Origin of the sequence: Nocardia barduliensis (assembly GCF_013315795.1) — a bacterium.
Taxonomy (GTDB): Bacteria; Actinomycetota; Actinomycetes; order Mycobacteriales; family Mycobacteriaceae; genus Nocardia; species Nocardia barduliensis.
Window position 1 is genome coordinate 51,710 of record NZ_JABLTE010000036.1, and the last position, 22,457, is coordinate 74,166.

Genomic DNA, 22,457 nt, shown 5'->3' on the forward strand with positions numbered 1-22,457 from the left:
CGCTCAGTAGCCATCCTCGATCAGCAGCAGAAGCGCCGCCTCCAGGTGCACGATGCACTCGTCCGGATGGTGGAATCGGTGGACATACCGCAGTTCGCGGGCACGTTCAGGCGTCAGTTCCATCAGGTGTACCTGGCACATGAACTCGGCCAGTTTGCCGTCCGCCTGCACGAACGTTCGCTCCGGCATCGGTTCCGGCCTGCTCATACCGAACCCCCATCGTCCGGCCATACCCGCCGTGGCGGAAACTCCGCCCCGTCCCCATCCACCTGCTCCTTGGGCAACCGCAACCGCCCGTCCCGTACCGCAGCCACCAGCTCATCGAACGACTCAATGCACCAGGAGAGTTCAGCGGCGTCACGCTCATCGTGCTGCGGGTCGTTCTGCCGCAGCGCGTAGAGCAGGTACTTCCAGACAAGCCAGGCAACCCACTGCCCGTAGGTCGATGGGCTGAGCGGCGCATCCGTCTGGGGCGCAATATCTTTGAGATACCCACCCGCTTCACGGTCGATGAACCAGATGAAGAGGTTCAGCTGTTCGTTGACCTTGGCCGTGTCTTTGGGCCGGTCATCATGGACATGCCGCCAAGCGCCGACCAGTTCTCGCGCTACGCGCAGCATGACCGTGCTTGGTTCTTCGACCCCGGCGCACACGCGCAGGAACGGCCCGGCATCCGGTAACGGTTGACCCGGTGTGGCTTCTACGGGTGGCACGGTGAAGGCGAGCGGCTTGTCCGGGTTGGAGCCATGGAAGATGGTGTGCTCCGGGGCTGTTTCGGGCATAGTTGTGTGCCTTTCGGGTCTGGGTACATGGCGAGACTCAGTCCCACAGGTCGGCGCAGGGCAGCGGCGGCAGATCAGCCCGGACGTCGTCATCAACCGTGACGACCAGCTCCGGGAACCCCTGGGCCAGTTGGTCGGCGACGTTCTGCGCTTGTTCGGCGCTAGCTTGGTAGTCCAGGATCAGTGCGCCAGATTCGATGTGGATGTGCCGGATGCGCCGGGGCGGGTGTAGAGGCCGCATGGCGGATCACACTCCGGGCGGCAGGCGCCGGCCGGTTTCGATCTCAGCGGCCAGATAGTCGTAGCCTTCACACAGTTCCATCAGCCGGTCGGCTTCTGGCAGGTCATCGAGGTCCCCGGCGTTGGCGCTCACTACTTCCCAGAGCGCAGCCATGCGGGACGCAATGTCCCCGAGTGACTCCGTATGTACTGGCACCGGGCGGGCACTCGCATCCGGGCCCGCGCGGTGCGTCCCATCCCGGCGGCGGCACAGCAGCCGCTTGCCCACCGCGTCGTCGATGATCGTGACCAGCAGCTCGATTTCCTCCCGTGCAGAAACCAGCGCTGCCGCAACGGACTGCAGCCGTTCGCTGGCCACGGCACCACTCGCCAACACGTCGAACGCCAGCCGGTAGCGCTCCTGGCAGATCACCAGATCGCTCGCGGGATCCAAGATGTCCGTGGCCGTGATCGGGGTCAGCCCGGCAAACGCCGCCAGCAGCATCTCGCTGGACGGCAGTGGCTCGACCGGCGCCCATTCCGGTGTCGTCTCGGACACATCGTTGTCGCTGGTGTCGGGTGGGTGATCCTCTGGCGTGCCGCTGCTGGGCAGTGTGGTCATGACGGATCACCGCGGCTTCGTCTGCGATGGCACCACCCGGCCGGCTTCGACCAGAGTCTGGAGCGCGGCGGCCTTGCGCGGGCAGCGCTTCGCCCGGCAGGCAACGTGATAGCGCATCACCGTGTGCGCTTGCTCGATGGTGAATGGTGCGAGAGGCGCCCGGTGGGCGGCTTCATCGCACATAGCGACGAGCTGATAGATGGCCAGAGAGTGCATCGATTGGAACCTCGGATCGTGATCGGAGCATCGGGGATGCACCCGGCACCGAGGGCTTTCGCCACCGGCCTGCCACTCCTGGCGGCCGGTGCGCCGCGCAAGAGGGTACGGCGTCGTCCCGGTACCGGGTGCAGGTCAAGCGTTGATCGGGGGAGGTGACGGGCCAAGGCCCGGCAGGGGTAGCCCCAATGGGGCTTGACAGGCCCGTATTTGGTGGGTTTACCTGGCAAAATGCGGTACGGCACTTTGCCGCCGGAGGGGCCGAAAATACCGGCCATTCAGGGGTATTCCGGGGGCGTACCGACGACGGCAGGCTGTTACCAATCGACGAATCGAGAGCGGCCATGAACAGGCGGATACCGGCGTGGTGCATATGCGATGCCGGAGAGGCGAATCCGATCGGCGACTGCTCGTCGTGCGCGTCCATCGCCGAGGTGGTGGGGCGCCTGCCCGAGGATTTCTACGAATCGCCCACGCTGCGCTCCGCCCTCGGCAGCTACGACTTCGGCGCGATCTTCCTCGCCGTTCGCCAGCAGGCCGGGCTCAGCCAAACGGAGCTGGGTGAACTACTCGATATGAGCCAATCGCGGGTCTCCGCAGTGGAGCGTGGCGAGCGCGGCATTGGCCATGTGAAGGTGGTGGCACGCATTGCCACCAGGCTGGGGATCCCAGCTGAACTACTCGGCTTCGCCGCCGGAATCACCGGTAGCCTGGCCACCAAGGAGGTGAGTTGGGTGGACCGACGCGATTTCCTAGTACTCCTGACAGCAGCCACACTCGGCTCCAATCTGCATCCCGAACTCGCCCGGCTGGGCAACCAACTGCCAGGGCAAGCCGTGCCGTCATCGCGCACGCACATCGGGGCGGCCGATATCGACGCTATCGAGGCCATCACCGACGGGTTCCGGCGGTGGGATCTGGCCCACGGTGGCGGTTTGTGCCGCAGCGCGGCGCTTACCCAACTCCAGCAAGTCCGGGCACTCCGAAGTGCAACCTGCCCCGACGATCTTCGCCCCCGCTTGCTCATTGCGACTGCCGAACTGGCCAGCATGGCGGGTTGGCTCGCCTACGACGTCGAGGATCACGACGCGGCCCGCAAGCTGTGGACCTACGCCCTCGATGCCGCCCATCAGGGCGAGGACCATCCACGCAGTACCGATCTCACCGTCAGCGTCCTCTTGGACATGGCGCACCAGTCGCTACATCTCGGTCGGCCGGACGAAGCACTCAAGGTGGCGCAGCTCGCCCAGGCCACCGCGGGCAACCGCAAGCATCCGGCCGCCATCACCACTGAGGCGTATGTCTTCGCCGTACTCGGGTGGTCCCGCGCCACCCGTGGTGAAATCGAACCGATGCGCCGGGCGCTCGGTCAGTCCGAAGAGCGCTACGACGACGCCAATTCCGCACCGGTGCCGTCCTGGGCCCGGTGCTGGCGGGGTGTCGTGTCCGAGGCCGAGATCACGGCGCAGCAGGGCTATGCCATGCACCTGCTGTCGCAATCACAGCCGGAGTACGCACCGCAGGCCGTCACCATGCTGGGCCAGGCCGTCGGCAGCTACGAGAACGCCCATGCCCGCAGCCGGGCGGTCAACCTGCCGCCGCTGGCTGCTGCCCAGTTCCGCGCTGGTGATACCGAAAGCGCTATCAAGACTGGCTACCAGGCCATTTCGGCGATCGGCAACGTGTCATCGACCCGGTGCTACGCGCGGCTCAAGGATCTTTCCAAAGCCGCGGCCCCATTTGCTGCACAGACCGAGGTTGCCGACCTGCGTGCCGACATCCGGGCAGCAATTCCCGTGGTGGCGTAGTAGTGCGCGCAGTCCCGGGCCGCTCAGACAGCGAGCTGCCCGGCCGCAACGCGCTGGCGACGGTGTGCCGGATTTTCGGCATGAACAGCCGGGGCGCTCGGCAGCTCCACCACCGGTCGAATGCCGTCTACCTGCTGCGAGGGGAGGGCGAGCGCGGCGTCATCGTGCGGTTGGCGCCGGACACCGATCTGCGCAGGCAGCGGGCCGCCACTGCGGTCGCGGTTACGAGTTGGCTGAGCCAGCAGTCGACGGAACCGATCGGCCTGCAGCCACTTCCTGGTGACCAGCCAGTGGTCGCTGCCGGTGCCGTCGCCACGTTCTGGCCGTACTGCCCCCCGAGCGCCCCGGCGACGTTGACCGATGTCGCGACCTTGCTACGTCGTCTCCATAACCAGCCGATGGCACCGTTTGCCGTACCGGAATACCGACCGTTGCATCGGTTAGGAGAAGCCCTCGACCTGGACGACACCCGGCAGAAGCCTGCGTTGTCAGCTGATGATCGCCAATGGATACGGAACCAGGCGGAGGAACTGGTTAGGGCGTACCGCGCGACCGGCTTTCCACTCGGCACCGGCGTCGTCCATGCCGATGCCCACACCGAGAACGTCGTTTGGAACGGACATGCCTACGTGCTGATCGACTGGGACCAATGCTGCACCGGCCCAAGGGAACTGGATCTCATCGGGGGATTGCCAGACCACTTCCAGCGGCCCGAGGCCGAGCGGCGGGAATTCCTCGGCGCCTACGGCTACGACATCCTCAGTTGGTCAGGATGGCGACTGCTTCGGGACATTGCCGAGCTGCATTCGATTGCGTCGTACATCCGTCTGGCACCGCATAAGCCGGCCGCCAGCGAGCAGCTGGAGATACGAGTGCGGTCGCTGCGTAGCGGCGACAGGGGTGTGCTGTGGCGGGCGGTGTCGTAACGACGTCGCCCTCGGATCGGCCTGCCTCATCGCTCAGTATTCCGAGTGGCTTGAACCATACCGAGGCCGAAATCCTTCCTGTTTGTACAGCGTAGCCTGGCGCGTCGGCAGGAAAATCACGCAAAAAACGCCCGGCTAGCAAGACTTTCAGCTATTTCGTAACGAACAGTCGAACGAAGAGGATGATAATCCATGGTCGGGGCGGCAATCGGATGGCAAGACTGAAGTTGCGGACTGCAACTCAGGCATGCGCTCGTCTAGATGCCGATACCTTTGATGAGGGATTCAGGAGGACTATCCTTGATTACCGGTGTAATAAGAAAGGCGATGACGATTGTCGCCGGATTCGCCACGATCGGGGCATTAGGTGTGGCTGCAGCCCAGGTAGCCGCTGCTGATCAGGTGTACCCGTACTCAACGTCGCCATACTTCGGCGGACAGGTGCACGTCTCTACCGGTCCGGGGAATATCACGATCCGAGCGATTCAAACAACCGTAGGCGCCTTCCCGTACGGCTGCTGGGCCAACGCACGCAACATGGAGGGCAACTGGAGCACTGGGAGTCGACCGCTCGTCCAGCTGGTTCCGCGCATCTGGCAGGTCAGCTTCGACGGGCTGCCGAGTGGCCGTTACGAGGTTATGCAGCGCTGCGGTGATGGCACGAGTCTCATCCGGGAGCGCGCTGTGATCGTCGAACTCGGTGGCGGGCCAGCGGTCACGCCGGAAGAGGCCAAGCCGTTCGATCCTGGCACGGTGCCGGGTGGGACGTGCAGCGAACGGATTAGCCGGACTTTCCAGGACGGTGGCGTCCCGATTCAGATGGTCGACGTTGCGCTTGACTTCTTGAGAAGGCCGGGGCTGGAGCAAATTGCCCAGACGCTCTGCCTGATCACCGTGACGGATCCGCAGGAAGGGTTTAGCAACGTGTGCCGGGTCGGCAAGTCATTGATTCCGGCCGACCTGGTCTACAGCGCTATCGCTGAACTGGGGCGCAGCATTGGCTCCGAGGAGCTGTACCGTTTCGGTGACAGCGCTCGTCAGTCGTGGTCTCACCAGTGCGAGTGACAGAATTGTAGCTCTAACAGCCGTCGGGCCAGCTCCTTAACGGAAATGGCCGGACGGCTGCCAGCTGTTGCGCATCAGAAACATAATTGCGAAGCCAGTGGTATTATAGATACCAGTAATGATGGATCCGCTCGAACTCACCAATAAAGCTCGAATGTACCGCTGGGAAGACAACGCCGCGGTTGATGTCGAGTGGTCGGAAACCGATCGACACTTGACCGCTATCGTTGTCGACAGTGGAAAAATTATCTTCCGGGAGCCTGTGGCAGCTGTAGGGGAGCTTCGTCTCTTCCAGACTGTACTCGGTGAAATCGGAGCCCGTATCACTATCAAAGAGAAGACGCAGCATCGCTTTATCGTGGCGAAGGTGGGAAATCCAGTGTGGAGCTGGTACACCATCGCTTTGCTGATGTTCAGCTTCGCCCGTTTGGAGAAGCAACCGGAGCTTGCGCCGCTTGCCTCGTTTCTACGAAAGAACGGCGTACGGGTGACGCGTTCTCACGTCCCCGAGATCGTTCTATTGGCCGTGTTATGCCTGATTGTTCTGACGGCAACACTTGCGAGGTAGCTCCACTTCCCGCGTAAAGCCCTTTCGGCACGCCAACCGTCCCTACCCCGTGACGACCAGGATCGGCCACCTGCGGCGGATGAGCTCTGGAAACTGCGAACTCCGTACTGGGCGTGTCTCGAATCGATTTGGCCCAGTCGACCACCAGCGCATCAGCTATGAGGGTGCTTGAACCTCGACCTGAAGATTGAATAGGTAGCCGACAAGGTCTTCCTTCACCCCATTCAAGACGTCGACACTCGTATCGCCCTGTGCAATCGAGCGGTCGAGCAACGCCAGCAATACTTGGCGTTCGAGGTTGCGCATGCTGCCTGCGCCAGCCAGACTGTCGATCTCAGATTCCCGCCGGTTGTACGCGTCGTGGACGTCATCGAGAAGGGCCTCCAGCAGTTCTTCACGGCTGACATCCGCGCCACCGCTGGTGAGGTCCTGGTGCCGTGCCCTTGCCGGGTAAAGAACGGTCAGCCGGGCCCACAGGGCGTCCAAGTCCCAGTCCTCCACGTAGCCCACGGCAGTTGCCATGTCGACCTTCATTGCTACCACGTCGGTGATGACCGTCTGTATCTGCTCCCGTGTCACCCCATCGCGGAGCACTCGGTCGCGTTCCTGGTGAAGCTGCTGTAGGACGTCCATCGTCGGCTGACCTCCAAAACCGGGAATCAGCTTGCGCCACCATGCCACTGGTTCTGGTCCACCAAGGATTTCTACCGCCTGCGACAATGCAGGGTTGGAGTCGGTGGTTGGCGTTGCATTGCCCGGCACATCTGCCCACCGAGGCGGGGCTGGAGCTGCAGGCGAATCGGGCATCCGCAGCCACCCGACTGGCGCATTGGACAACGGCACTTGGGCTTCGTCCTGATGCGGGGCGGTGGACAATCGATTGGTGGGGGTATTGAACACTCGTCTGCGTGCTAGGGCCAACCTTCCGACGGTATGGGTGTTGCGCTGTTCGGGTCGCGGAAAGCCTCTCGACGGCAACACCTTCGACAGATGCTCGTGGATCGCGGTGAGTGTCAGCAGTTCGGCGTCGCCGCGGGGGCCACGGCGGAGTAGCTCTAGCAGTTCGCCGGTGTAGGCGGTATGGCGAGCCGAAGAAGGGGCTATGGATGGACGATGGGCGGGCGAGGAAGCGAGGGTGCAGGTCCCCGCAATGGTGAGTTGTCCGGAGACCGCAGAGGTGACATCAGTCATGAGGTCGATCGCCAGCCCGGAAAAACAGCAGTCCAGGATCACTACCCGGTTGTCCGCCCGAGCGTTGGCGAGTCGACTGCGCAGCAACTGGTAAGGCAGCGCTGTCCACGACACCATTTCGGGGTCGCTACAGGTTTGGGGCAGTGACAGATACAGGCTGCCATCCTCGCCGATCAGGCCGTGGCCAGCGTAGTAGATCAACAGCATGTCTTCTGCTTGCGCGGCTGCGGTTCTCAGCGCCCCGCCGATTACCGCGGTGTCGAATTCATCTGGCAGCACCACACAATTGGCCCGAGAGATCCCAGTTGCCCACTCGCTGGTCAGAACCTCGGCTAGGTCGGCGAGGTTGTTGCGGACTGCAGGAAGGTCTGGCAGAGCGGTGTCTGTGAAGGTGCTTGTCCCCAACAGCACCGCCCGCGACCGAGCTGGATCCGGCAGTCGCACGCTAGCCCTCTAACGCTTTAAGCAACACCCTTGCCAGCTCATCCTCGGACAGGTCGCGTAGCGCAATCTTCACCGAAGGTCCCTTGCTGCGGGTGATCTCGATGTCGGCTTTGGGTTTGCGGTGTTTGATCCACAACGCCAATGAGGTGGCCAGCGCGGTGCTGAGGCCCCCGGAGCCGACTGCGACGACGAGTACGTCCGATAGGGCGCCCATGCTGCCGGGCTTCACCGGCTGCTGTTCGACCGCGACCCGGCCGCGGAATTCGTCCTCCCGCCCCAGCCAGGACGCCAGATCGCGCAGCTCCGGCGCAACGTTCTGCCCGACCAATCGAAGTTGAGCTGTCATTCCCCGTCCTTGCTCATCGGCCGACGCACCCCCCGAATGCAAACGTTGGCATCTATGCTCGCACACAGCATCTGTTGGCGCTCCGAGAGGCTGTATGGCTCCATGACACCACCGCCGGCGAAGAGCTTCTTGGGCTCCTGATGGAGCAACTGACGGCGCCATCGCATGGTTTGAGGCGGACGACCTCGTGCGCCTGTCTTCTGGCGGCGGGCATCTTCGCCTGGCCTACGCAGCCACCTGATCGTCTCCTGCGCATGCTTGGCGAACCTCGTCATGCTTGACCCAGACGAACGCCACGCCGCTTTTAGGCATGACCCACCCGTCGAACTGGAGGCCAATCGTTCTGCCCGGCACCGTAACCGGACTCTTGGTTGCGACGGTTCTCTGGCTGCTCGCGATGAAGTCGATCATGTTGACATAGGCGATATCGGTATCGCTGTAGTCGAGTTCGATGTCGATCCCGCGGCTGGGCTGATCCACGGTGAACTGCAACCATCGGCTCTGCGGCGAGGGCTGTAGGCGGTAGGTGAAGGCGATGGTCCGCGATCGGGTCCGGTCATCATCTGGCAGGTCGAGATCGACAGTATAGGTCTGGGCGCCTTTTCGAGCGCTGCGCCGGATGGGGCGCTTCTCGCCATCCACGGTGAGCTGGACGAGTTCGAAGGCTTCCTTGGCGCCAGCGTCGATGCCACTGGTGGGGTTGTAATACCAGGCGAAGGTCGACGCGGGATCGTGTGTCAAGGCGCGGTATTCGTCGGCGTCGGACACCGAGACGAAGCGGCGCACCGAACCGGACGGCACGGTGGTGTACTCCTGCCGGATGGTAACGATCAGCTGGGACGCATCCGTGGACTTGGCCATGGTGGTAGCCGGTACCGAGTTCATCCGGACCGCCAGCTTGACGTCATGCCACCGCTCGACGGACTGCACGGCTTGGTCGCGAATGTCGGCGTAGAGTTCGCGGGCAAACTCCTTGTCCTTCAAGCGCATGGCCAGGCTGTTGCCGATGATCTCGTCCAGGAGCTTGGGGGTGGCAACCCGCTGGAGATCATCGTCAGCGAAGGCGAAGCCCTTAATGACCGCTTCCTTCATCGTTGGTGCGTGCTCGATGAGCAGCCGCCGGAGCCGTGCCTCGTCGGCTTCCTGTTTCTCGCGCTCGAAGTAGGCATCGAGCCAGATGCCGAGTAGGCCGGCGCCAACCAAGAGTGCGCCCAGTTCGCTCCACGGCACCCAGGACAGCCATCCCAGCTCTCGCATTGCCGGGAGGGATCTGCCGAATGCCATCAGCCCGACGCCCGTCACGAACAAGACCACTACGGCGAGGATCTTCTTGGTTCGGAGGAGTCGGTTCAGCGCATCATTCATACAGTTTGATGCAACTATTGTATCAAGTTGCACCTAAATGGCCTAGACCAAAGCGGGGTGAGGCACTCCTCGATGAACGCCTCACCCCGCAAAATTGCGGTGCCAGGCTACTAGCCGTTGCCGCCACCAAAGGAGCCGTCTCCGCCGCCCATGGTGTCACCTCCCCTCTTTTTGAAACCCGACATGGCAGGTACTTCACCCGCGAAGCGGGTGAATTTGAACCCAGTGCCGATCGCACGGGCGCGTCGATTCTAGAACTCATAGTATTGAGATACAAGGTCATGGGATACGAAGTCTCTGGATTTCAAGTCATGGGACGTATGGGCTTGGATCACCATGCCACCTGCCGCCAAGTCGCCTCTGTCCGCCGCCGCCCAGATCTTCGGCGAGCGAGTACTCGCGCGTCGGGGCGAGCTTGGCCTCAGTCAGGAGAGAGCGGCCGAAGCGTGCGGCTTGCACTGGACGTACCTCGGCCAGGTAGAGCGTGGACAGCGGAACCTCACGCTGCACAACATCTTGAAGATCGCCGCGGGGCTAGAGATCGACGCCGGGGAGTTGGTGAGTGGGTTGCCGGTTCCGGAGGCCGTGGCCGACTGAATCGCTGCATCCGCCCCTGGCTGGCCAGATGACCTGCTCCGCCACCCGGACGGGGCGGCGGGGGTGGAAGTGCGCGGTCCTACGCGGCGGGCACCGAGACGGTGATGTCCCCGCCCGACCTACCGACGATCTTTGCTCCACCAACCTTGGCGAGGAAGTCTCGGAAGTTCGAATACCCGTAGCGGTTTTCATCGAACGCCGGGTCGAGCGCCAGCATCTTGCTCTTGATCGCGCTGGCCGTCGGGGTATCGGTCGTGATCTGCGATATTGCCTCGGCGAGAAGCTGCCTGGCCTTATCCACGTTGTTGGGCGTGCTTTGCGAGTTCGCACCGCCGACCGTGGGCGCGCTCGGCTCAGCCTGACGCAGTACCGTCTCCCAAAACTTGTACTCGCTGCACACCGACACCAGTCGCGCGCTGGTCGTGGCTTCGTTGGTGCCGATGCCGATGACATGCTTGCCAAACTCCCGGAGCTTCTGCACCAGCGGCGTGAAGTCGCTATCCCCCGTCACCAGGACGAAGACGCCGATGTCGGCGTGGGCGATCAGGGTCTCCATGGCATCGACCGCCAGCCGGATGTCGGCCGCGTTCTTGTGTGTGCCCGGTGCGAAACGACCGAGCTGCACAAGGTCAATGCCATTCTCGGCCAGTGCCCGCTCGTACTGGCCGAACCGCTCATCACGCCAATCCGCATACGCCCGGCGCACCGAAGCATTGCCGAATCCACGGCAGAGCCAGCGCAGCGCCGACGACGGGATTGCTTTGCCACCTTGCGCGTTCCCACCTGCGCCGAGCACCAGGTTCTCGAAGTCGAGGAAGACAGCTACGGCCTCGTTGGCCAGTTCCGACGACCGAGCATCGCGTCGCATGACTTACCCCCAACACTCACTACAACCGGTCCCGAGCGTAGCCGTATTCCACGCGCAACGAGGTAGTTCGAATGCGCCTTCATAGTCCTACCAGCTCAGTATCCGGGGCGCTTGCGTTCGAGAGTGTGGTGCTTCGATCCTGCCTGTGTCACCTATCCGCGGTGTCGCCGCTCGCGGCTATCGTAGTTGCATCCATCGCCAGCCTCGCTGATCGCGAAGTTGGCCCCAGTCGATCAGTATGAAGGATGGGCAGCGCAGTATGGGCACACCACACATAGCCGCAGGCTCGCGGCTTGGCTCAGCTTTCGAGCGGGGCAAGGAGGTGGTGTGGTAATGGCCCTGAAGAAGTCGGACCTGTACAGCTCGTTGTGGAAGAGCTGTGATGAACTGCGCGGCGGCATGGACGCCGGGCAGTACAAGGACTACATCCTGACGCTGCTGTTCGTGAAGTACGTGACAGACAAGGCCAAGACCGACCGGTCCTCCCTGATCGACGTTCCTGTCGGCGGCTCCTTCGATGACATGGTCGCGCTCAAAGGCGACAAGGAGATCGGCGACAAGATCAACAAGATCATCAGCAAGCTTGCTGAGGCCAACGAGTTGGAGAAGGTCATCGACCTGGCCGACTTCAACGACGAGGAGAAGCTCGGCAAGGGCAAAGAGATGCAGGACCGCCTCTCGAAGCTCGTGACGATCTTCGCCGGCTTGGACTTCCGGGGTAGCCGCGCCGAAGGCGACGACTTGCTCGGCGACGCGTATGAATATCTGATGCGGCACTTCGCAACGGAGTCGGGCAAGTCGAAGGGGCAGTTCTACACCCCAGCCGAGGTCTCTCGCGTTATTGCCAAGATTATTGGCATCGGACCGGATACTCGACAGGACCATACGGTTTATGACCCGACATGCGGATCGGGATCATTGCTCCTGAAAGTTGCCGACGAAGCCCCTCGGGGTATCACGATCTACGGTCAGGAGAAGGACAACGCCACCTGGGCGCTGGCCCAGATGAACATGATCCTTCACGGTAATGAGGACGCGGACATCCGCAAGGGCGATACGATCACCAGTCCACAGTTCATCTCGGGGATGCAGCTGCAAACCTTCGACTTCGCGGTTGCGAATCCGCCATTCTCGATCAAGTCCTGGAGCAACGGCCTCGAAAACGAATATGGTCGATTTAAGTTCGGCCGCCCACCGGCGAAGAACGGTGACTACGCTTTCCTGTTGCACATTCTTTCGTCCCTGAAAAGTAATGGCAAGGCCGCAGTCATATTGCCCCATGGCGTCCTGTTCCGTGGCAATGCTGAAGCGACGATACGCAAAGAATTGTTGCGTCGGGGCTACGTCAAAGGCATCATCGGCCTACCTCCGAACCTCTTCTATGGCACGGGCATCCCGGCTTGCATCATCGTCCTCGATAGAGAGAATGCCCAGGCGCGGACCGGCGTATTCATGGTCGACGCTTCCAAGGGCTTTATGAAAGACGGAAATAAGAACCGGCTCCGCAGCCAGGATATCCACAAGATCGTCGATGTCTTCAACCGGCAGGTTTCACTTGAGAGATATTCGCGCATGGTGCCTCTGCATGAAATATCCGACCCGAAGAATGACTATAATCTGAATATTCCGCGCTACATCGATTCCTCAGAGACCGAGGATATCCAGGACCTGGCAGCCCATTTGCGTGGCGGAATCCCGGACCGCGACTTAGACGCCCTTAATGGGTACTGGGAGGCATTCCCCAATCTGCGCTCCAATCTGTTTGAAACAAACCGCCCCAATTACAGCGATCTTGCGGTTGCCGTACCCAAGGTTCAGCAGGTGATCTTGGACTCTGAGGAGTTCCAGAAGTTCACTAACGATATACGCAGCCAGGTGGATACCTGGTTCGCCAGGCATCGCCCTTCCTTACAGTCGTTGAACGAAGACACTGTACCCAAAGATCTGATCACCCACATCAGTGATGACCTGCTCGCCCGGTTCAAAGACATACCACTACTTGACGAGTATGACGTCTATGAACAGCTCATGGTGTACTGGAACAGTGTCATGCACGACGACGTCCTTCTCATCATGCACGACGGATGGTCTAAAGCAGCGAATCCTCGAAAGGCCATCGAGGATAAAGAGCGTAAACTCTCGGAGTCACCAGACCTTGTTATTAAGTCGGGGCCTATCGCTGGCAAGTACAAGATGGATCTCATCCCGCCGGCGCTCGTCGTCGCACGTTACTTCGCGGACGAGCAGGCCGAGGTCGATAAGCTGAACGTAATAGCAGAAGAAGCTGCCCGAACTGTTGCGGAGTATGTAGAAGAGCACGCCGTTGAAGATGGCCTGCTCGTCGAGGCGATGGAGGACGGCAAGATCTCCAAGACTCTAGCCTCGGCGCGACTTAAAGTGGCCCGGTACGAAGGTGCCGACCCGGATGAGATTCAGGCTCTCCAACAATTGATCAAGCTTTACAACGATGACGCTATCGCGAAAAAGGCCGCCAGGGAAGCTCAGGCGGCCCTCGATCTCGCGGTCCTCCGGAAGTACGGTGATCTCCCCTTGCACGAGATCCAGGCTCTTGTGCTCAACGATAAGTGGTATGTGACAATCGCGAATGCTGTATCGGGCGTGCTTAATGCGCTGACGCTCGCTTTGGTCGATCGAATACAGCAGCTTGGCGAGCGCTATGCCGACACTGTCGCGGATCTCGCTGCCGAACTCGAAAGCCTTGAGGCCAACCTGACCAACCATCTTGCCTCGATGGGAGTTCAGTGACTATGACCGATGGCACGCAGGCATGGGGTGAGTCCTCCGTAGCAGATGAGTTTCACGTCCAGCTGGGAAAGCGCCTTGATGCTGCCGTCAATAGCGGAGAGCTAAAGCAATGTATCAATAACAGGGGTGTGCGATGGGGTCATGTTCTGGCCTCTGAATCTGTACTGGCGCCATTAACTCCCCGAGACATTCGAGATTTGCGCCTTATCTCAGGTGATATCCTCGTGTGCGAGGGTGGCGAAATTGGTCGGGCTAGTGTATGGAATGACGAGATTCCCGAGGCGTACTTCTTGAACACTCTCCACCGCCTTCGGTCGAAGGGGAAATACGAACCGAGGTTGCTTGTCGCACTTCTGGAGCGCTGGTCGAAGACCGGAGAGCTTTCAGCGTTGGTGGGAAAATCAAGCCTCGCTCACCTTACCAAGGAGAACTTGCTCCGCGTCCGTGTTCCCGTCCCACCCCTAGCGGAGCAAAAGAGGATAGTAGAGTCTCTACTCGTAGCTGACCAATTAATTACCACGCTAGAACGGTTGATTGCAAAGAAACAGGCAATCAGACATGGCATGATGCAGCAACTGTTGACCGGTCGGATCCGGCTCCCAGGGTATAGTACCCCTTGGAGACATTTAGGGATTTTGGATATCGTCTCAATAAGATCTGGCCAAGTCGATCCAAAGTGCTCTGAATATCGGGATCTACCGTTGATTGCTCCAGATCACGTGGAGTCTGCGACCGGTCGAATTTTAAGAACGGAAACCGCTAGAGCTCAAGGAGCGATTAGTGGAAAGTACCTCGTAGCTCCTGGCGACGTAATATATAGCAAGATTCGACCCAGCCTCCAGAAAGTTGTCCAAGTGGACTTCCCGGCATTGTGCAGCGCCGATATGTACCCGTTGACAACGAAACCTGGCACTGACGGGGCGTTCGTACTATATACGCTTTTGAGCGAACGCTTTACGCGTTTTGCTACCAGCGTATCCGCGAGAAGTGGAATTCCGAAGATCAATAGGACTGAGCTGGCGGGATTCACGTTGCAGGTGCCCGAATTTTCAGAACAGCGAGCGATTGCCTCGGCCTTGAATGCAATCGATAGCCCGATTTTTGCTCTGGAGAAGAGGCTAAATAAGCAAAAGAGCATCAAACGCGGAATGCTCCAGCACTTGCTAAGTAACCGCGCTTCTCTATCAATTGCGGGGGAAACGGCATGAATAATGTAGGACAGCCCGAGCGCGAAACTCAAAATCGGGTCATAAAACTGCTTCGCGGGTCATTGGGCTACGATTACCTCGGCAATTGGGAGTATCGCGAGGGGAATGCCAATGTCGAGGTCGACCTACTCACAAAGAATCTCCGCGAGCGCGGCTACAGAGACCTCCTGATCAACAAGGCCATCGACAAGCTGAGGAGCGATGCGTCGCTCGGTGGCGGCCGGGATCTGTACGAGGCGAACCGTGACGTCTACAACCTCCTACGGTACGGAGTGAAGGTCAAACCCGGTGCGGGTGAGCAGACGGAAACGGTGAAGCTCATCGACTGGGAACACCTGGACGACAACGACTTCGCGGTGGCGGAAGAAGTGACCGTGCTTGGCCAGCACGCCAAGCGGCCTGATGTCGTGCTGTACGTGAACGGCATCGCCCTCGCAACGATCGAGCTCAAGCGCTCGAAGGTCGATGTCGCCGAGGGTGTTCGGCAGAGCATCGGAAACCAGCGGCCGGACTTCATTCGCCCGTTCTTTACCACAGTGCAACTGGTGATGGCGGGCAACGACGTGCAGGGTCTGCGTTACAGCGCGATTGATACCCCGGCCAAGTACTGGCTCACATGGAAAGAGCCGTCGGACATCGCCAACCCGCTCGACCGCGCGTTGACCCAGCTGTGCTCGAAGAAGCGCCTGCTTGAGTTGGTTCATGACTTCGTGGTCTTCGACTCCGGCAGGAAGAAGACGTGCCGGCATAACCAGTACTTCGGCGTCAAGGCAGCACAGGAACGGATTGCCAAGCGCGAGGGCGGCATCATCTGGCACACGCAGGGGTCCGGTAAGTCGCTGACCATGGTCTGGCTGGCCAAGTGGATCCGGGAGCGTCCAGGCGATACCCGTGTGCTGCTCATCACCGACCGGACCGAGCTGGACGATCAGGTCGAGAAGGTCTTCCGCGGCGTCAATGAGCAGGTTTACCGGACCAAGAGCGGTGCCGACATGATCGCCACTCTCAACACCAACGACGAGTGGTTGGTCTGCTCGCTTGTGCACAAATTCCGCAAATCCGGCAGCAAAAACAGCGCTGACGACGAGAGCGAGTTCATTCGTGAGCTGAAAGCGGCGGTCCCCAAGGATTTTCGTGCGAAGGGCGACATTTTCGTCTTCGTAGATGAAGCCCACCGCACTCAGTCAGGCGTCATGCATGACGCGATGAAGGAACTCATGCCAGGTGCCATGTTCATCGGCTTCACCGGCACGCCGTTGCTCAAGGCGGATAAGAAGACAACCATTGAGCGGTTCGGCAACTTCATCCACACCTACAAATATGACGAGGCTGTCGCAGACGGCGTCGTGCTCGACCTGCGCTACGAGGCGCGCAATATCGATCAGGACCTGACGTCGCCAGAGAAGGTCGACAGGTGGTTTGCGGCGAAGACGAAAGGCATGACCGATCTGTCGCGTGCCGAGCTCAAGAAACGTTGGGGCACTGTACAGAAGGTCGTTAGCTCGGAGCCACGCGCGAGGCAGATCGTCACCGACATTCTCTACGACATGGACACCCGGCCCCGGTTGGCAGACGGCCGCGGCAACGCGATTCTCGTCAGTTCGGGCATCTACCAGGCGTGCAAGTTCTACGAGCTGTTCACGCAGGCCGGTTTCAAGGGTAAGTGCGCCATCGTCACCTCTTACGTGCCGAAGGCTGGCGGCATCTCCAAGGAAGACTCCGGCGAAGGTGCCACCGAGAAGCTTCGCCAGTACGAGATCTACCGGCAGATGCTGGCGGACCACTTTAACGAGCCCGCAGACAAGGCGATCACCAAGGTCGAGCGGTTCGAGAAGGACGTCAAAGACAGATTCGTCAATGACCCGGCCCAGATGCGCTTGCTCATCGTCGTGGACAAGCTCCTGACCGGCTTCGATGCCCCGAGCGCGACGTACCTGTATATCGATAAGACGATGCGGGACCATGGGCTGTTTCAGGCGATCTGTCGCGTGAACCGCCTCGATGGTGACGACAAGGATTACGGGTATATCGTCGACTACCGCGATCTATTCAATTCGCTCAAGACTGCGGTTAAGGACTACACCGGCGGAGCTCTTGACGGTTACGACAAGGAAGACGTCGAAGGTCTCCTGCCCGACAGGTTCGACAAGGCCCATCAGGACCTGGACGAAGCTCTGGAGAGAATCCGGGCACTCTGCGAGCCCGTCGAACCGCCCAAGAGCACCCCGGAGTATCAGCAGTATTTTTGCGCACGCGACCAAGGCGACGCTGCGCAGCTGAAGGCCAACGAACCGAAGCGTGTCGAACTCTACAAGGCTGTCACGGCGGTGGTTCGTGCATACGGCAACATCGCAAACGAGATGGATCGAGCTGGCTACAGCGATGCCGAAGCCGCAGCGATCAAGAAGGAGATTGAGGACTACGTCAACGTTCGACTGGAGGTCAAGATCGGTGCTGGCGAGAATATCGACTTCAAGCAATACGAAGTCGGTATGCGTCATCTACTCGACACATATATCAGCGCAACGCCATCCGAAGTTGTTTCCGACTTTCAGGATTCCGGACTTGTTCAGCTGATCGTCAATTTGGGCTCCGGCGCCCTCGACAAGCTACCAGGGGACATTAGGAGAAATCCTGACGCAGTTTCGGCTACGATCACGAACAATGTACGCAAGGTGATCATCGACGAGCACGCCCTCAACCCCAAATACTACGACAAAATGTCCGAATTGCTTGACGCGATCCTTGAGGAACGGCGCCAGGGAGCCTTGGAATATAAGGACTTCCTGAAGAAGATGCTGGATCTCGCCACCAAGCTTGGCACCTCCGAGTTCGACGGCAAGTATCCGGCGTGGGCCGACACGCGCGGTCGCCGTGCCTTGATTGACTACTTCAAAGAATCACCGGAACTGGCAGCTTTGGTCGATACCGTAATACTCCACACCAAACCGGACTCATGGGTCGGGAATAGGATGAAGGAGAAAAAGGTGAAGCGCGCGCTTGAAAAAGTCCTCCCTGACGACTTCGACCGGCTCGATGAACTGATCAAGCGGATACAGGCGCATAGTGAATACAACTAGCGCCCACCTGATCGTTCGCGGAATCGGCGTTGATGTTACCTACAAGAACATCAAGCATCTGCACATCGGCGTCTACCCACCGTTGGGCCGCGTACGGGTCGCTGCCCCCACACGGCTGGACGACGACCAGGTTCGCCTGGCCGTCGTCCAGCAGCTCGCGTGGATAAAACGCCAGCGAGACCAGCTCCGGACCGCTGAACGACAGTCGGTTCGCGAGATGGTCACGGGCGAGTCGCACTATCTCTGGGGTGTCAGGCACCGCCTTAAGGTGGTCGTGCGCCCCGGCCGCGCGCACTTCGAAGTAGAAGGGCGCAATCTTCTGCTTTACACGCCTGCGGACGTAACGCCTGAACGCCGCCGCGAACTTCTCGACCGCTGGTACCGCGAACAGCTTCGGCGTTGTCTTTCCACGCTGATCCCCTCATGGGAGAAACAGCTTAACCTTTCAGTGCCTAAATGGAGCATTCGGAGGATGAAAACCAAGTGGGGATCATGTAACCGCGAAACTCGCCACATTTGGTTCAACATAGAACTCGCCAAGAAGCATCCCGACTGTCTTGAATGCATCGTAGTCCACGAAATGCTTCATTATCTTGAACGCGGCCATGGTCGACGGTTCACCCAGTTAATGGATCATCATCTCCCTGACTGGCGGGCCCGACAAGATCAACTGAACAGCGCGCCGCTGGCGGAAGAATCGTGGAACTAATGCCCCGTGCAGCGGGTCAGCGCCAGAATCGGGTACCCCTACTCGACGCGCAGGCCACACGACTGTGAGAAGAACGCCAATGCCGGGTGTCTGTAGATTCCGTACCCGACAGCAGGGATCGATCAGCTAGATATTCCTACGCCGTGACGTCTTGCCCTTCCTATACCGTCAAGCCTCTCCTGTACTGCGGAGTGGTACGCCCGCACGGGCAAGGCCCCTAATGGCAGTTATTGACTGTCACGTCGAACTTCTTGGCAATTTCTATTGTCGACCAGCCATCGATATAGAGCCTTGCCACCTCATCAACTAATTCGGGAGATAGCTGGAATACCCTCCGCTTCCGCACACCCTGCCGCTTCAGGTGAGAGTCGATCGTCTGAGTGTGCATGCCGTACTTACGGGCGATGTCAGCTATAGAGACACCGGCTTCGTACTGCGCGACCAACCTCTGCACTTCCTCCGGCAACAGCCTCCGGTTCGGCTTGTACGACCGTCGCTCCGACTTGGCCGATGTAACCTTGTGGACAATCTTCTTGCGTGGCGCGCTGGCAGGGTGTTCGCCAAGCTTGGCAATCAGCCGCTCTAGGGGGCGCGGCAGGTTTGAAAGCGTTCTCGTTAGGCGTTGTCGGTGATCACACATCGCATGGTACGGCGAGCTGCAGCAGGGCGCCGTCGGGCGCAGCGGTGACCGCCAGTCGTACCGTGCTGGGGAGATCTGGAGAATCAGGAGACGGGGTACGCATCGGAGCTTAACCGCCGTCGGCCTGCTCTGTGATGCTGCTTACCGAGTGACTCGCTGCAAGCGAGTCCCGGCTGATCTCGGGCAGGCGAAGCCGTAGGCTCCGGTCGATTGGATCGCGGACGTGACAATCCACGACGCCAATGCACCAGGACATCGTAACCGTCGCCATCGGCAAAGCCTTTGTGCGGCGTTTTCAGTCAAGCTGTCGGAGCATGGAATACTGGTGCGGCGGAAGCTCCCGCGTTCGTCCGGTGCTGGTATTCGAAGGGTCAACGCGGCCAAGCAGCAGTGGCCGCGCGAACGACTACATGCTCGCCTTCTTGTACGCCTCGATGATGTCCGCCTGAATCCTTCCGCGGCTGGAAACCTCGTAGCCATTCCGGCGGGCCCACTCGCGAATAGCCGGAATCTGCTCGCGGCTTGTAGCCGACCGAGCCATGCTCTTGCCCTTGGGGATTCGCCCCGCCTTGCGGGCATGCGGCGTCCACTGCTCGAACAACCCGCGGAGCGTACTGGCGTTCAGAACGGACAGGTCGATCTCATAGGTCGTGCCGTCGAGTCCGAAAACGACGGTCTCCTCGGCCTTGGACTTGCCGTCGTAGTCGTCGACCAGCTCGACGGTGACCTTCCTTGCCACGTACTTTGCCCCTTCACGTTCGTCAGACTGCCGGAACAGCAAGCGTAAACGGTGATCGACAGGGCTCCTTCACGCGACATGCAGTACCACCGCCACGACTCCTAGACGGTGACGCCCGCGGGCAACCGCACCAGCGACCGGACCGCGATCAGTTCAGCGTGCCGGTAGCTTTCCACCTTGGTCACGTACCCACTCACCGGATCACGGGTGACAACAGTGCGATTGGCTCGCGAGACCCGCCAGGCGTGCGGGATGCGCTGCTCGGTCAACCGGCCCGACGTCTCGTGAGTCAAGCTGTCGCCGTCGAACAACACGGTCGGCACGGCGACCATTGGAATGATCCCGAACCGGTCGCCGGACACATGCTCGAAATCGTGGACCTCGTCGGAGGCGTTAAACGGCAGCGAGTAGCTGATGACGTCGTTGTGCACACCGCCTTTTGCAGCGATGTCGATCATGCCGCAGGTGCCGTCGACTTGGACCGTGCCCGCATGGAGCATCCGCGTGTTGCCGGCCAGGTTCCGAACCGAGATCATGAACGTGTAGGTGTCGTCCACGTGATCGGCGAACAAGTCAGAGTGCGTGTAGCCGTTGGCGTCCAACGTGGCATCCCCCAATGCTGTTGCAGCTGTGCCGGTTCCACACTTACACGCGATGTGGGCCAGGGCAACCCATCAGTCTATCCGCGCTCGGTCAGCTGGCACCGCCAGTGCCAGCCGGTGGTGCTGGTGTGACCCGTCTGCCCGCTTTCTACAAGTCTTTAACAGGTGAGCAGTAGGGGCAGAACGCGACCGATGAGCAAAACCGCTCATGAAGGGCGGTTTTCAGAGTACAGGCGGACCGTAAACGCTACCGCTCGCCAGCCTCTTCGGCCTCATAGTGCATGGTGGCCCGATCGAGGATGCCCTGAAAATCCGCGCCGAACGCTGTCGTAAGGTGCTGTAGATCGGTGAGTAGGTCAACCAGCGCGCTGTCGATCTCCTGGTCATCGCCGACACGCTCGGCATAGCGCAAGAGTGTATCTGCTGCCCAGATTGCTCGGGTGTCGATATCTGCCGCCAAGTCCTCGTTGGTGATATGGCGCTGATCCAGATCCGCCCCGTTGAGATACTGCTTCAATTCCGGGATACTTTTAGCCCCGATTGGTGTTGCTTGATAGTTTGGCGCCGCTGATGTCATGCAATTAGTCCTCGTTTACTGTCTTAAGTATATAATCACCTCCGCAAGGCATCAATAGAGAAGGCAATCTCCACTTGAAGGCCGAGTGTCGACCATCGCGCCCGATTCGCCGAGGCCACACCAAAATGCTGAATCGTTGGTGCACGCCGCATCGACCGATGGCCTACCAGCTGATACGCCCGCCCCGCTGCTGGACGCGCTCGCGAGGGGAATGGGCCAGGTCCATCCAATTGACGAAATGACCGTTTTCGTTCAAAATAATTGGTGAATGGACGACGAATACCCCGAATATGAACTCCTCGCTAAACACCTCGCCCCCAAGTTCGGCAACATCTACGAGTACAACCTTCGTGATCCTGATGGCATTGCGAGCTACGACGGCCAGGATTGGACGCCAGCACTCCGCGAGGCAATCAAGGACTACTTGATGCGGCACTGTCCGCCCGGGGTCTTCGCCCGGATCTACGATGTCGACGGTAACCATCTGGGCGACGCCAGAGACAAAGCCGCCGCAGTCGACCGGCTACTCGAAAACTCACAGCCCTGGGAGATCGCCCTCGATGTGTACAACAGCGCGGTATCCGTCGTGTCGACGCTGCATGAGCTGATTGGACACCTTAAAGCCTGGCCCAGCGAAATGGAACGCACCGACGCCGAAACTTGGCTCGAAGCTCACGAAGGCGGTGTCGCATGGGAGGCGCTGGCCAAGGCGGCCGAACACCACGAGCTGCTTCCGATCGCTGCGCCACCAGCCACGGCCCGCCCGCTGCTCGCGCAGGATCTCGTTCGCGCGCTAACGCCGATCGAGCTTGTCCTCGCCTGGGAGCACGTTGTCGGGCCAGCACATACCGACTTCACCGATGATGAATGGCAGCTGCTTGCACCCCATTTCCCACAGCGGCGTGTCGCTGGTCGGTATCACGGAGGTCACCGGCCGCTGAGCGAGTGGGAGCTGGCTAAGAAGCGCCGAACCCTCAACGGGCTACGGTTTAAGAGGACGTCTTACGTGGTGAGTTTCTTGTAGCAGGTCAGCGCTGCGGCGAGTTGTAGAAATGCTGCGAAGAGGCGGCCGTGTCGTTCGTAGCGGATCGTCAAGCGCCGGTATCCGGTCAACCATGC

23 protein-coding genes are annotated in these 22,457 nt (G+C 60.3%); 10 read left to right on the forward strand and 13 right to left on the reverse strand.

Going from position 1 to position 22,457, the window contains the following annotated elements; genetic code table 11:
* Nucleotides 1-3: 3 nt before the first annotated feature.
* The 5 genes from HOV91_RS17445 to HOV91_RS17465 are packed head-to-tail and all read right to left on the reverse strand — an operon-like array spanning nt 4 to nt 1,839.
* Nucleotides 4-207 carry a hypothetical protein gene (locus HOV91_RS17445; RefSeq protein WP_174186459.1) on the reverse strand — a complete coding sequence of 68 codons (204 nt, stop codon included), beginning with the start codon at nt 205-207 and terminating at the stop codon, nt 4-6.
* Nucleotides 204-782 (reverse strand): hypothetical protein, encoded by a 579-nt coding sequence (locus tag HOV91_RS17450; protein WP_174186460.1) that lies wholly within the window; start codon nt 780-782, stop codon nt 204-206. Before HOV91_RS17450 ends, HOV91_RS17445 begins: the two co-directional genes overlap by 4 nt.
* 37 nt (nt 783-819) lie before the next feature.
* Nucleotides 820-1,023, reverse strand: coding sequence for a hypothetical protein (locus HOV91_RS17455; RefSeq protein WP_174186461.1), 204 nt, complete (start codon nt 1,021-1,023; stop codon nt 820-822).
* A gap of 6 nt (nt 1,024-1,029) precedes the next feature.
* Nucleotides 1,030-1,623, reverse strand: coding sequence for a hypothetical protein (locus HOV91_RS17460; protein ID WP_174186462.1), 594 nt, complete (start codon nt 1,621-1,623; stop codon nt 1,030-1,032).
* Between the two features lie 6 nt (nt 1,624-1,629).
* Complete coding sequence (locus tag HOV91_RS17465; protein ID WP_174186463.1) at nt 1,630-1,839, reverse strand: hypothetical protein; 210 nt, start codon at nt 1,837-1,839, stop codon at nt 1,630-1,632.
* 344 nt (nt 1,840-2,183) lie between these two features.
* Here HOV91_RS17465 and HOV91_RS17470 point away from each other — a divergent pair, with 344 nt between their 5' ends.
* The 4 genes from HOV91_RS17470 (at nt 2,184) to HOV91_RS17485 (ending at nt 6,206) form a co-directional block, all read left to right on the forward strand.
* Nucleotides 2,184-3,647: a helix-turn-helix domain-containing protein gene (locus HOV91_RS17470; RefSeq protein WP_174186464.1), complete on the forward strand. Its 1,464-nt coding sequence runs from the start codon at nt 2,184-2,186 to the stop codon at nt 3,645-3,647.
* A 2-nt stretch (nt 3,648-3,649) separates the two neighbouring features.
* Entirely contained in the window at nt 3,650-4,573 is a 924-nt protein-coding gene (locus tag HOV91_RS17475) for a phosphotransferase enzyme family protein (protein ID WP_312884667.1), read from the forward strand.
* A 327-nt stretch (nt 4,574-4,900) separates the two neighbouring features.
* Nucleotides 4,901-5,638: a hypothetical protein gene (locus tag HOV91_RS17480; RefSeq protein WP_174186465.1), complete on the forward strand. Its 738-nt coding sequence runs from the start codon at nt 4,901-4,903 to the stop codon at nt 5,636-5,638.
* A gap of 118 nt (nt 5,639-5,756) precedes the next feature.
* Nucleotides 5,757-6,206, forward strand: coding sequence for a hypothetical protein (locus tag HOV91_RS17485; protein ID WP_174186466.1), 450 nt, complete (start codon nt 5,757-5,759; stop codon nt 6,204-6,206).
* Nucleotides 6,207-6,362: 156 nt separating this feature from the next.
* On the opposite strand, the gene HOV91_RS39495 is transcribed toward HOV91_RS17485, so the two are convergent.
* From HOV91_RS39495 to HOV91_RS17505, 3 genes are all read right to left on the reverse strand, one after another.
* On the reverse strand, nt 6,363-7,841 hold the full coding sequence (locus tag HOV91_RS39495) for a caspase family protein (protein WP_217440629.1): 1,479 nt from the start codon (nt 7,839-7,841) through the stop codon (nt 6,363-6,365).
* Between the two features lies 1 nt (nt 7,842).
* Nucleotides 7,843-8,187, reverse strand: a complete 345-nt coding sequence (locus tag HOV91_RS17500) for an effector-associated constant component EACC1 (protein ID WP_174186467.1) — start codon at nt 8,185-8,187, stop codon at nt 7,843-7,845.
* A gap of 225 nt (nt 8,188-8,412) precedes the next feature.
* Nucleotides 8,413-9,552, reverse strand: a complete 1,140-nt coding sequence (locus HOV91_RS17505; RefSeq protein WP_174186468.1) for a hypothetical protein — start codon at nt 9,550-9,552, stop codon at nt 8,413-8,415.
* A 336-nt stretch (nt 9,553-9,888) separates the two neighbouring features.
* On the opposite strand from HOV91_RS17505, the gene HOV91_RS17510 reads away from it, so the two are divergent.
* Complete coding sequence (locus tag HOV91_RS17510; RefSeq protein WP_174186469.1) at nt 9,889-10,149, forward strand: helix-turn-helix domain-containing protein; 261 nt, start codon at nt 9,889-9,891, stop codon at nt 10,147-10,149.
* 79 nt (nt 10,150-10,228) lie between these two features.
* On the opposite strand, the gene HOV91_RS17515 is transcribed toward HOV91_RS17510, so the two are convergent.
* Nucleotides 10,229-11,017, reverse strand: coding sequence for an NYN domain-containing protein (locus tag HOV91_RS17515; RefSeq protein ID WP_174186470.1), 789 nt, complete (start codon nt 11,015-11,017; stop codon nt 10,229-10,231).
* Between the two features lie 333 nt (nt 11,018-11,350).
* Between HOV91_RS17515 and HOV91_RS17520 the strand changes: the two genes are divergently transcribed.
* The 4 genes from HOV91_RS17520 to HOV91_RS17535 are packed head-to-tail and all read left to right on the forward strand — an operon-like array spanning nt 11,351 to nt 18,780.
* Nucleotides 11,351-13,783 (forward strand): type I restriction-modification system subunit M, encoded by a 2,433-nt coding sequence (locus HOV91_RS17520; RefSeq protein ID WP_174186471.1) that lies wholly within the window; start codon nt 11,351-11,353, stop codon nt 13,781-13,783.
* 2 nt (nt 13,784-13,785) lie between these two features.
* Nucleotides 13,786-14,991: a restriction endonuclease subunit S gene (locus HOV91_RS41085; RefSeq protein ID WP_174186472.1), complete on the forward strand. Its 1,206-nt coding sequence runs from the start codon at nt 13,786-13,788 to the stop codon at nt 14,989-14,991.
* Nucleotides 14,988-18,071, forward strand: coding sequence for a type I restriction endonuclease subunit R (locus HOV91_RS17530; protein WP_174186473.1), 3,084 nt, complete (start codon nt 14,988-14,990; stop codon nt 18,069-18,071). Before HOV91_RS41085 ends, HOV91_RS17530 begins: the two co-directional genes overlap by 4 nt.
* Nucleotides 18,058-18,780 carry a M48 family metallopeptidase gene (locus tag HOV91_RS17535; protein WP_174186474.1) on the forward strand — a complete coding sequence of 241 codons (723 nt, stop codon included), beginning with the start codon at nt 18,058-18,060 and terminating at the stop codon, nt 18,778-18,780. Before HOV91_RS17530 ends, HOV91_RS17535 begins: the two co-directional genes overlap by 14 nt.
* A gap of 217 nt (nt 18,781-18,997) precedes the next feature.
* Here HOV91_RS17535 and HOV91_RS39500 read toward each other — a convergent pair whose 3' ends face one another.
* The 4 genes from HOV91_RS39500 to HOV91_RS17555 all read right to left on the reverse strand — a co-directional run bounded on the left by HOV91_RS39500 (nt 18,998) and on the right by HOV91_RS17555 (nt 21,338).
* The gene (locus tag HOV91_RS39500; RefSeq protein WP_217440631.1) at nt 18,998-19,246 is read right to left on the reverse strand and encodes a hypothetical protein; all 249 of its coding nucleotides are present in this window, start codon (nt 19,244-19,246) and stop codon (nt 18,998-19,000) included.
* Between the two features lie 580 nt (nt 19,247-19,826).
* Complete coding sequence (locus HOV91_RS17545; protein WP_174186476.1) at nt 19,827-20,159, reverse strand: histone-like nucleoid-structuring protein Lsr2; 333 nt, start codon at nt 20,157-20,159, stop codon at nt 19,827-19,829.
* A gap of 101 nt (nt 20,160-20,260) precedes the next feature.
* Entirely contained in the window at nt 20,261-20,761 is a 501-nt protein-coding gene (locus tag HOV91_RS17550; protein ID WP_174186477.1) for a hypothetical protein, read from the reverse strand.
* 247 nt (nt 20,762-21,008) lie between these two features.
* Complete coding sequence (locus HOV91_RS17555; protein ID WP_174186478.1) at nt 21,009-21,338, reverse strand: hypothetical protein; 330 nt, start codon at nt 21,336-21,338, stop codon at nt 21,009-21,011.
* A 268-nt stretch (nt 21,339-21,606) separates the two neighbouring features.
* Between HOV91_RS17555 and HOV91_RS17560 the strand changes: the two genes are divergently transcribed.
* Nucleotides 21,607-22,362 carry a hypothetical protein gene (locus HOV91_RS17560; protein WP_174186479.1) on the forward strand — a complete coding sequence of 252 codons (756 nt, stop codon included), beginning with the start codon at nt 21,607-21,609 and terminating at the stop codon, nt 22,360-22,362.
* Nucleotides 22,363-22,457 lie beyond the last annotated feature (95 nt).

Bases quoted from the DNA above. Each gene is read 5' to 3' on its own strand.
- HOV91_RS17510 (WP_174186469.1), top strand. From the start codon at position 9,889: ATGCCACCTGCCGCCAAGTCGCCTCTGTCCGCCGCCGCCCAGATCTTC.
- HOV91_RS17455 (WP_174186461.1), bottom strand. From the start codon at position 1,023: ATGCGGCCTCTACACCCGCCCCGGCGCATCCGGCACATCCACATCGAA.
- HOV91_RS17515 (WP_174186470.1), bottom strand. From the start codon at position 11,017: ATGCGACGCGATGCTCGGTCGTCGGAACTGGCCAACGAGGCCGTAGCT.
- HOV91_RS17450 (WP_174186460.1), bottom strand. From the start codon at position 782: ATGCCCGAAACAGCCCCGGAGCACACCATCTTCCATGGCTCCAACCCG.
- HOV91_RS17480 (WP_174186465.1), top strand. From the start codon at position 4,901: ATGACGATTGTCGCCGGATTCGCCACGATCGGGGCATTAGGTGTGGCT.
- HOV91_RS17520 (WP_174186471.1), top strand. From the start codon at position 11,351: ATGGCCCTGAAGAAGTCGGACCTGTACAGCTCGTTGTGGAAGAGCTGT.
- HOV91_RS17555 (WP_174186478.1), bottom strand. From the start codon at position 21,338: ATGACATCAGCGGCGCCAAACTATCAAGCAACACCAATCGGGGCTAAA.
- HOV91_RS41085 (WP_174186472.1), top strand. From the start codon at position 13,786: ATGACCGATGGCACGCAGGCATGGGGTGAGTCCTCCGTAGCAGATGAG.
- HOV91_RS17485 (WP_174186466.1), top strand. From the start codon at position 5,757: ATGATGGATCCGCTCGAACTCACCAATAAAGCTCGAATGTACCGCTGG.
- HOV91_RS17505 (WP_174186468.1), bottom strand. From the start codon at position 9,552: ATGAATGATGCGCTGAACCGACTCCTCCGAACCAAGAAGATCCTCGCC.
- HOV91_RS17500 (WP_174186467.1), bottom strand. From the start codon at position 8,187: ATGACAGCTCAACTTCGATTGGTCGGGCAGAACGTTGCGCCGGAGCTG.
- HOV91_RS17530 (WP_174186473.1), top strand. From the start codon at position 14,988: ATGAATAATGTAGGACAGCCCGAGCGCGAAACTCAAAATCGGGTCATA.
- HOV91_RS17470 (WP_174186464.1), top strand. From the start codon at position 2,184: ATGAACAGGCGGATACCGGCGTGGTGCATATGCGATGCCGGAGAGGCG.
- HOV91_RS17445 (WP_174186459.1), bottom strand. From the start codon at position 207: ATGAGCAGGCCGGAACCGATGCCGGAGCGAACGTTCGTGCAGGCGGAC.
- HOV91_RS17560 (WP_174186479.1), top strand. From the start codon at position 21,607: ATGGACGACGAATACCCCGAATATGAACTCCTCGCTAAACACCTCGCC.
- HOV91_RS17465 (WP_174186463.1), bottom strand. From the start codon at position 1,839: ATGCACTCTCTGGCCATCTATCAGCTCGTCGCTATGTGCGATGAAGCC.
- HOV91_RS17460 (WP_174186462.1), bottom strand. From the start codon at position 1,623: ATGACCACACTGCCCAGCAGCGGCACGCCAGAGGATCACCCACCCGAC.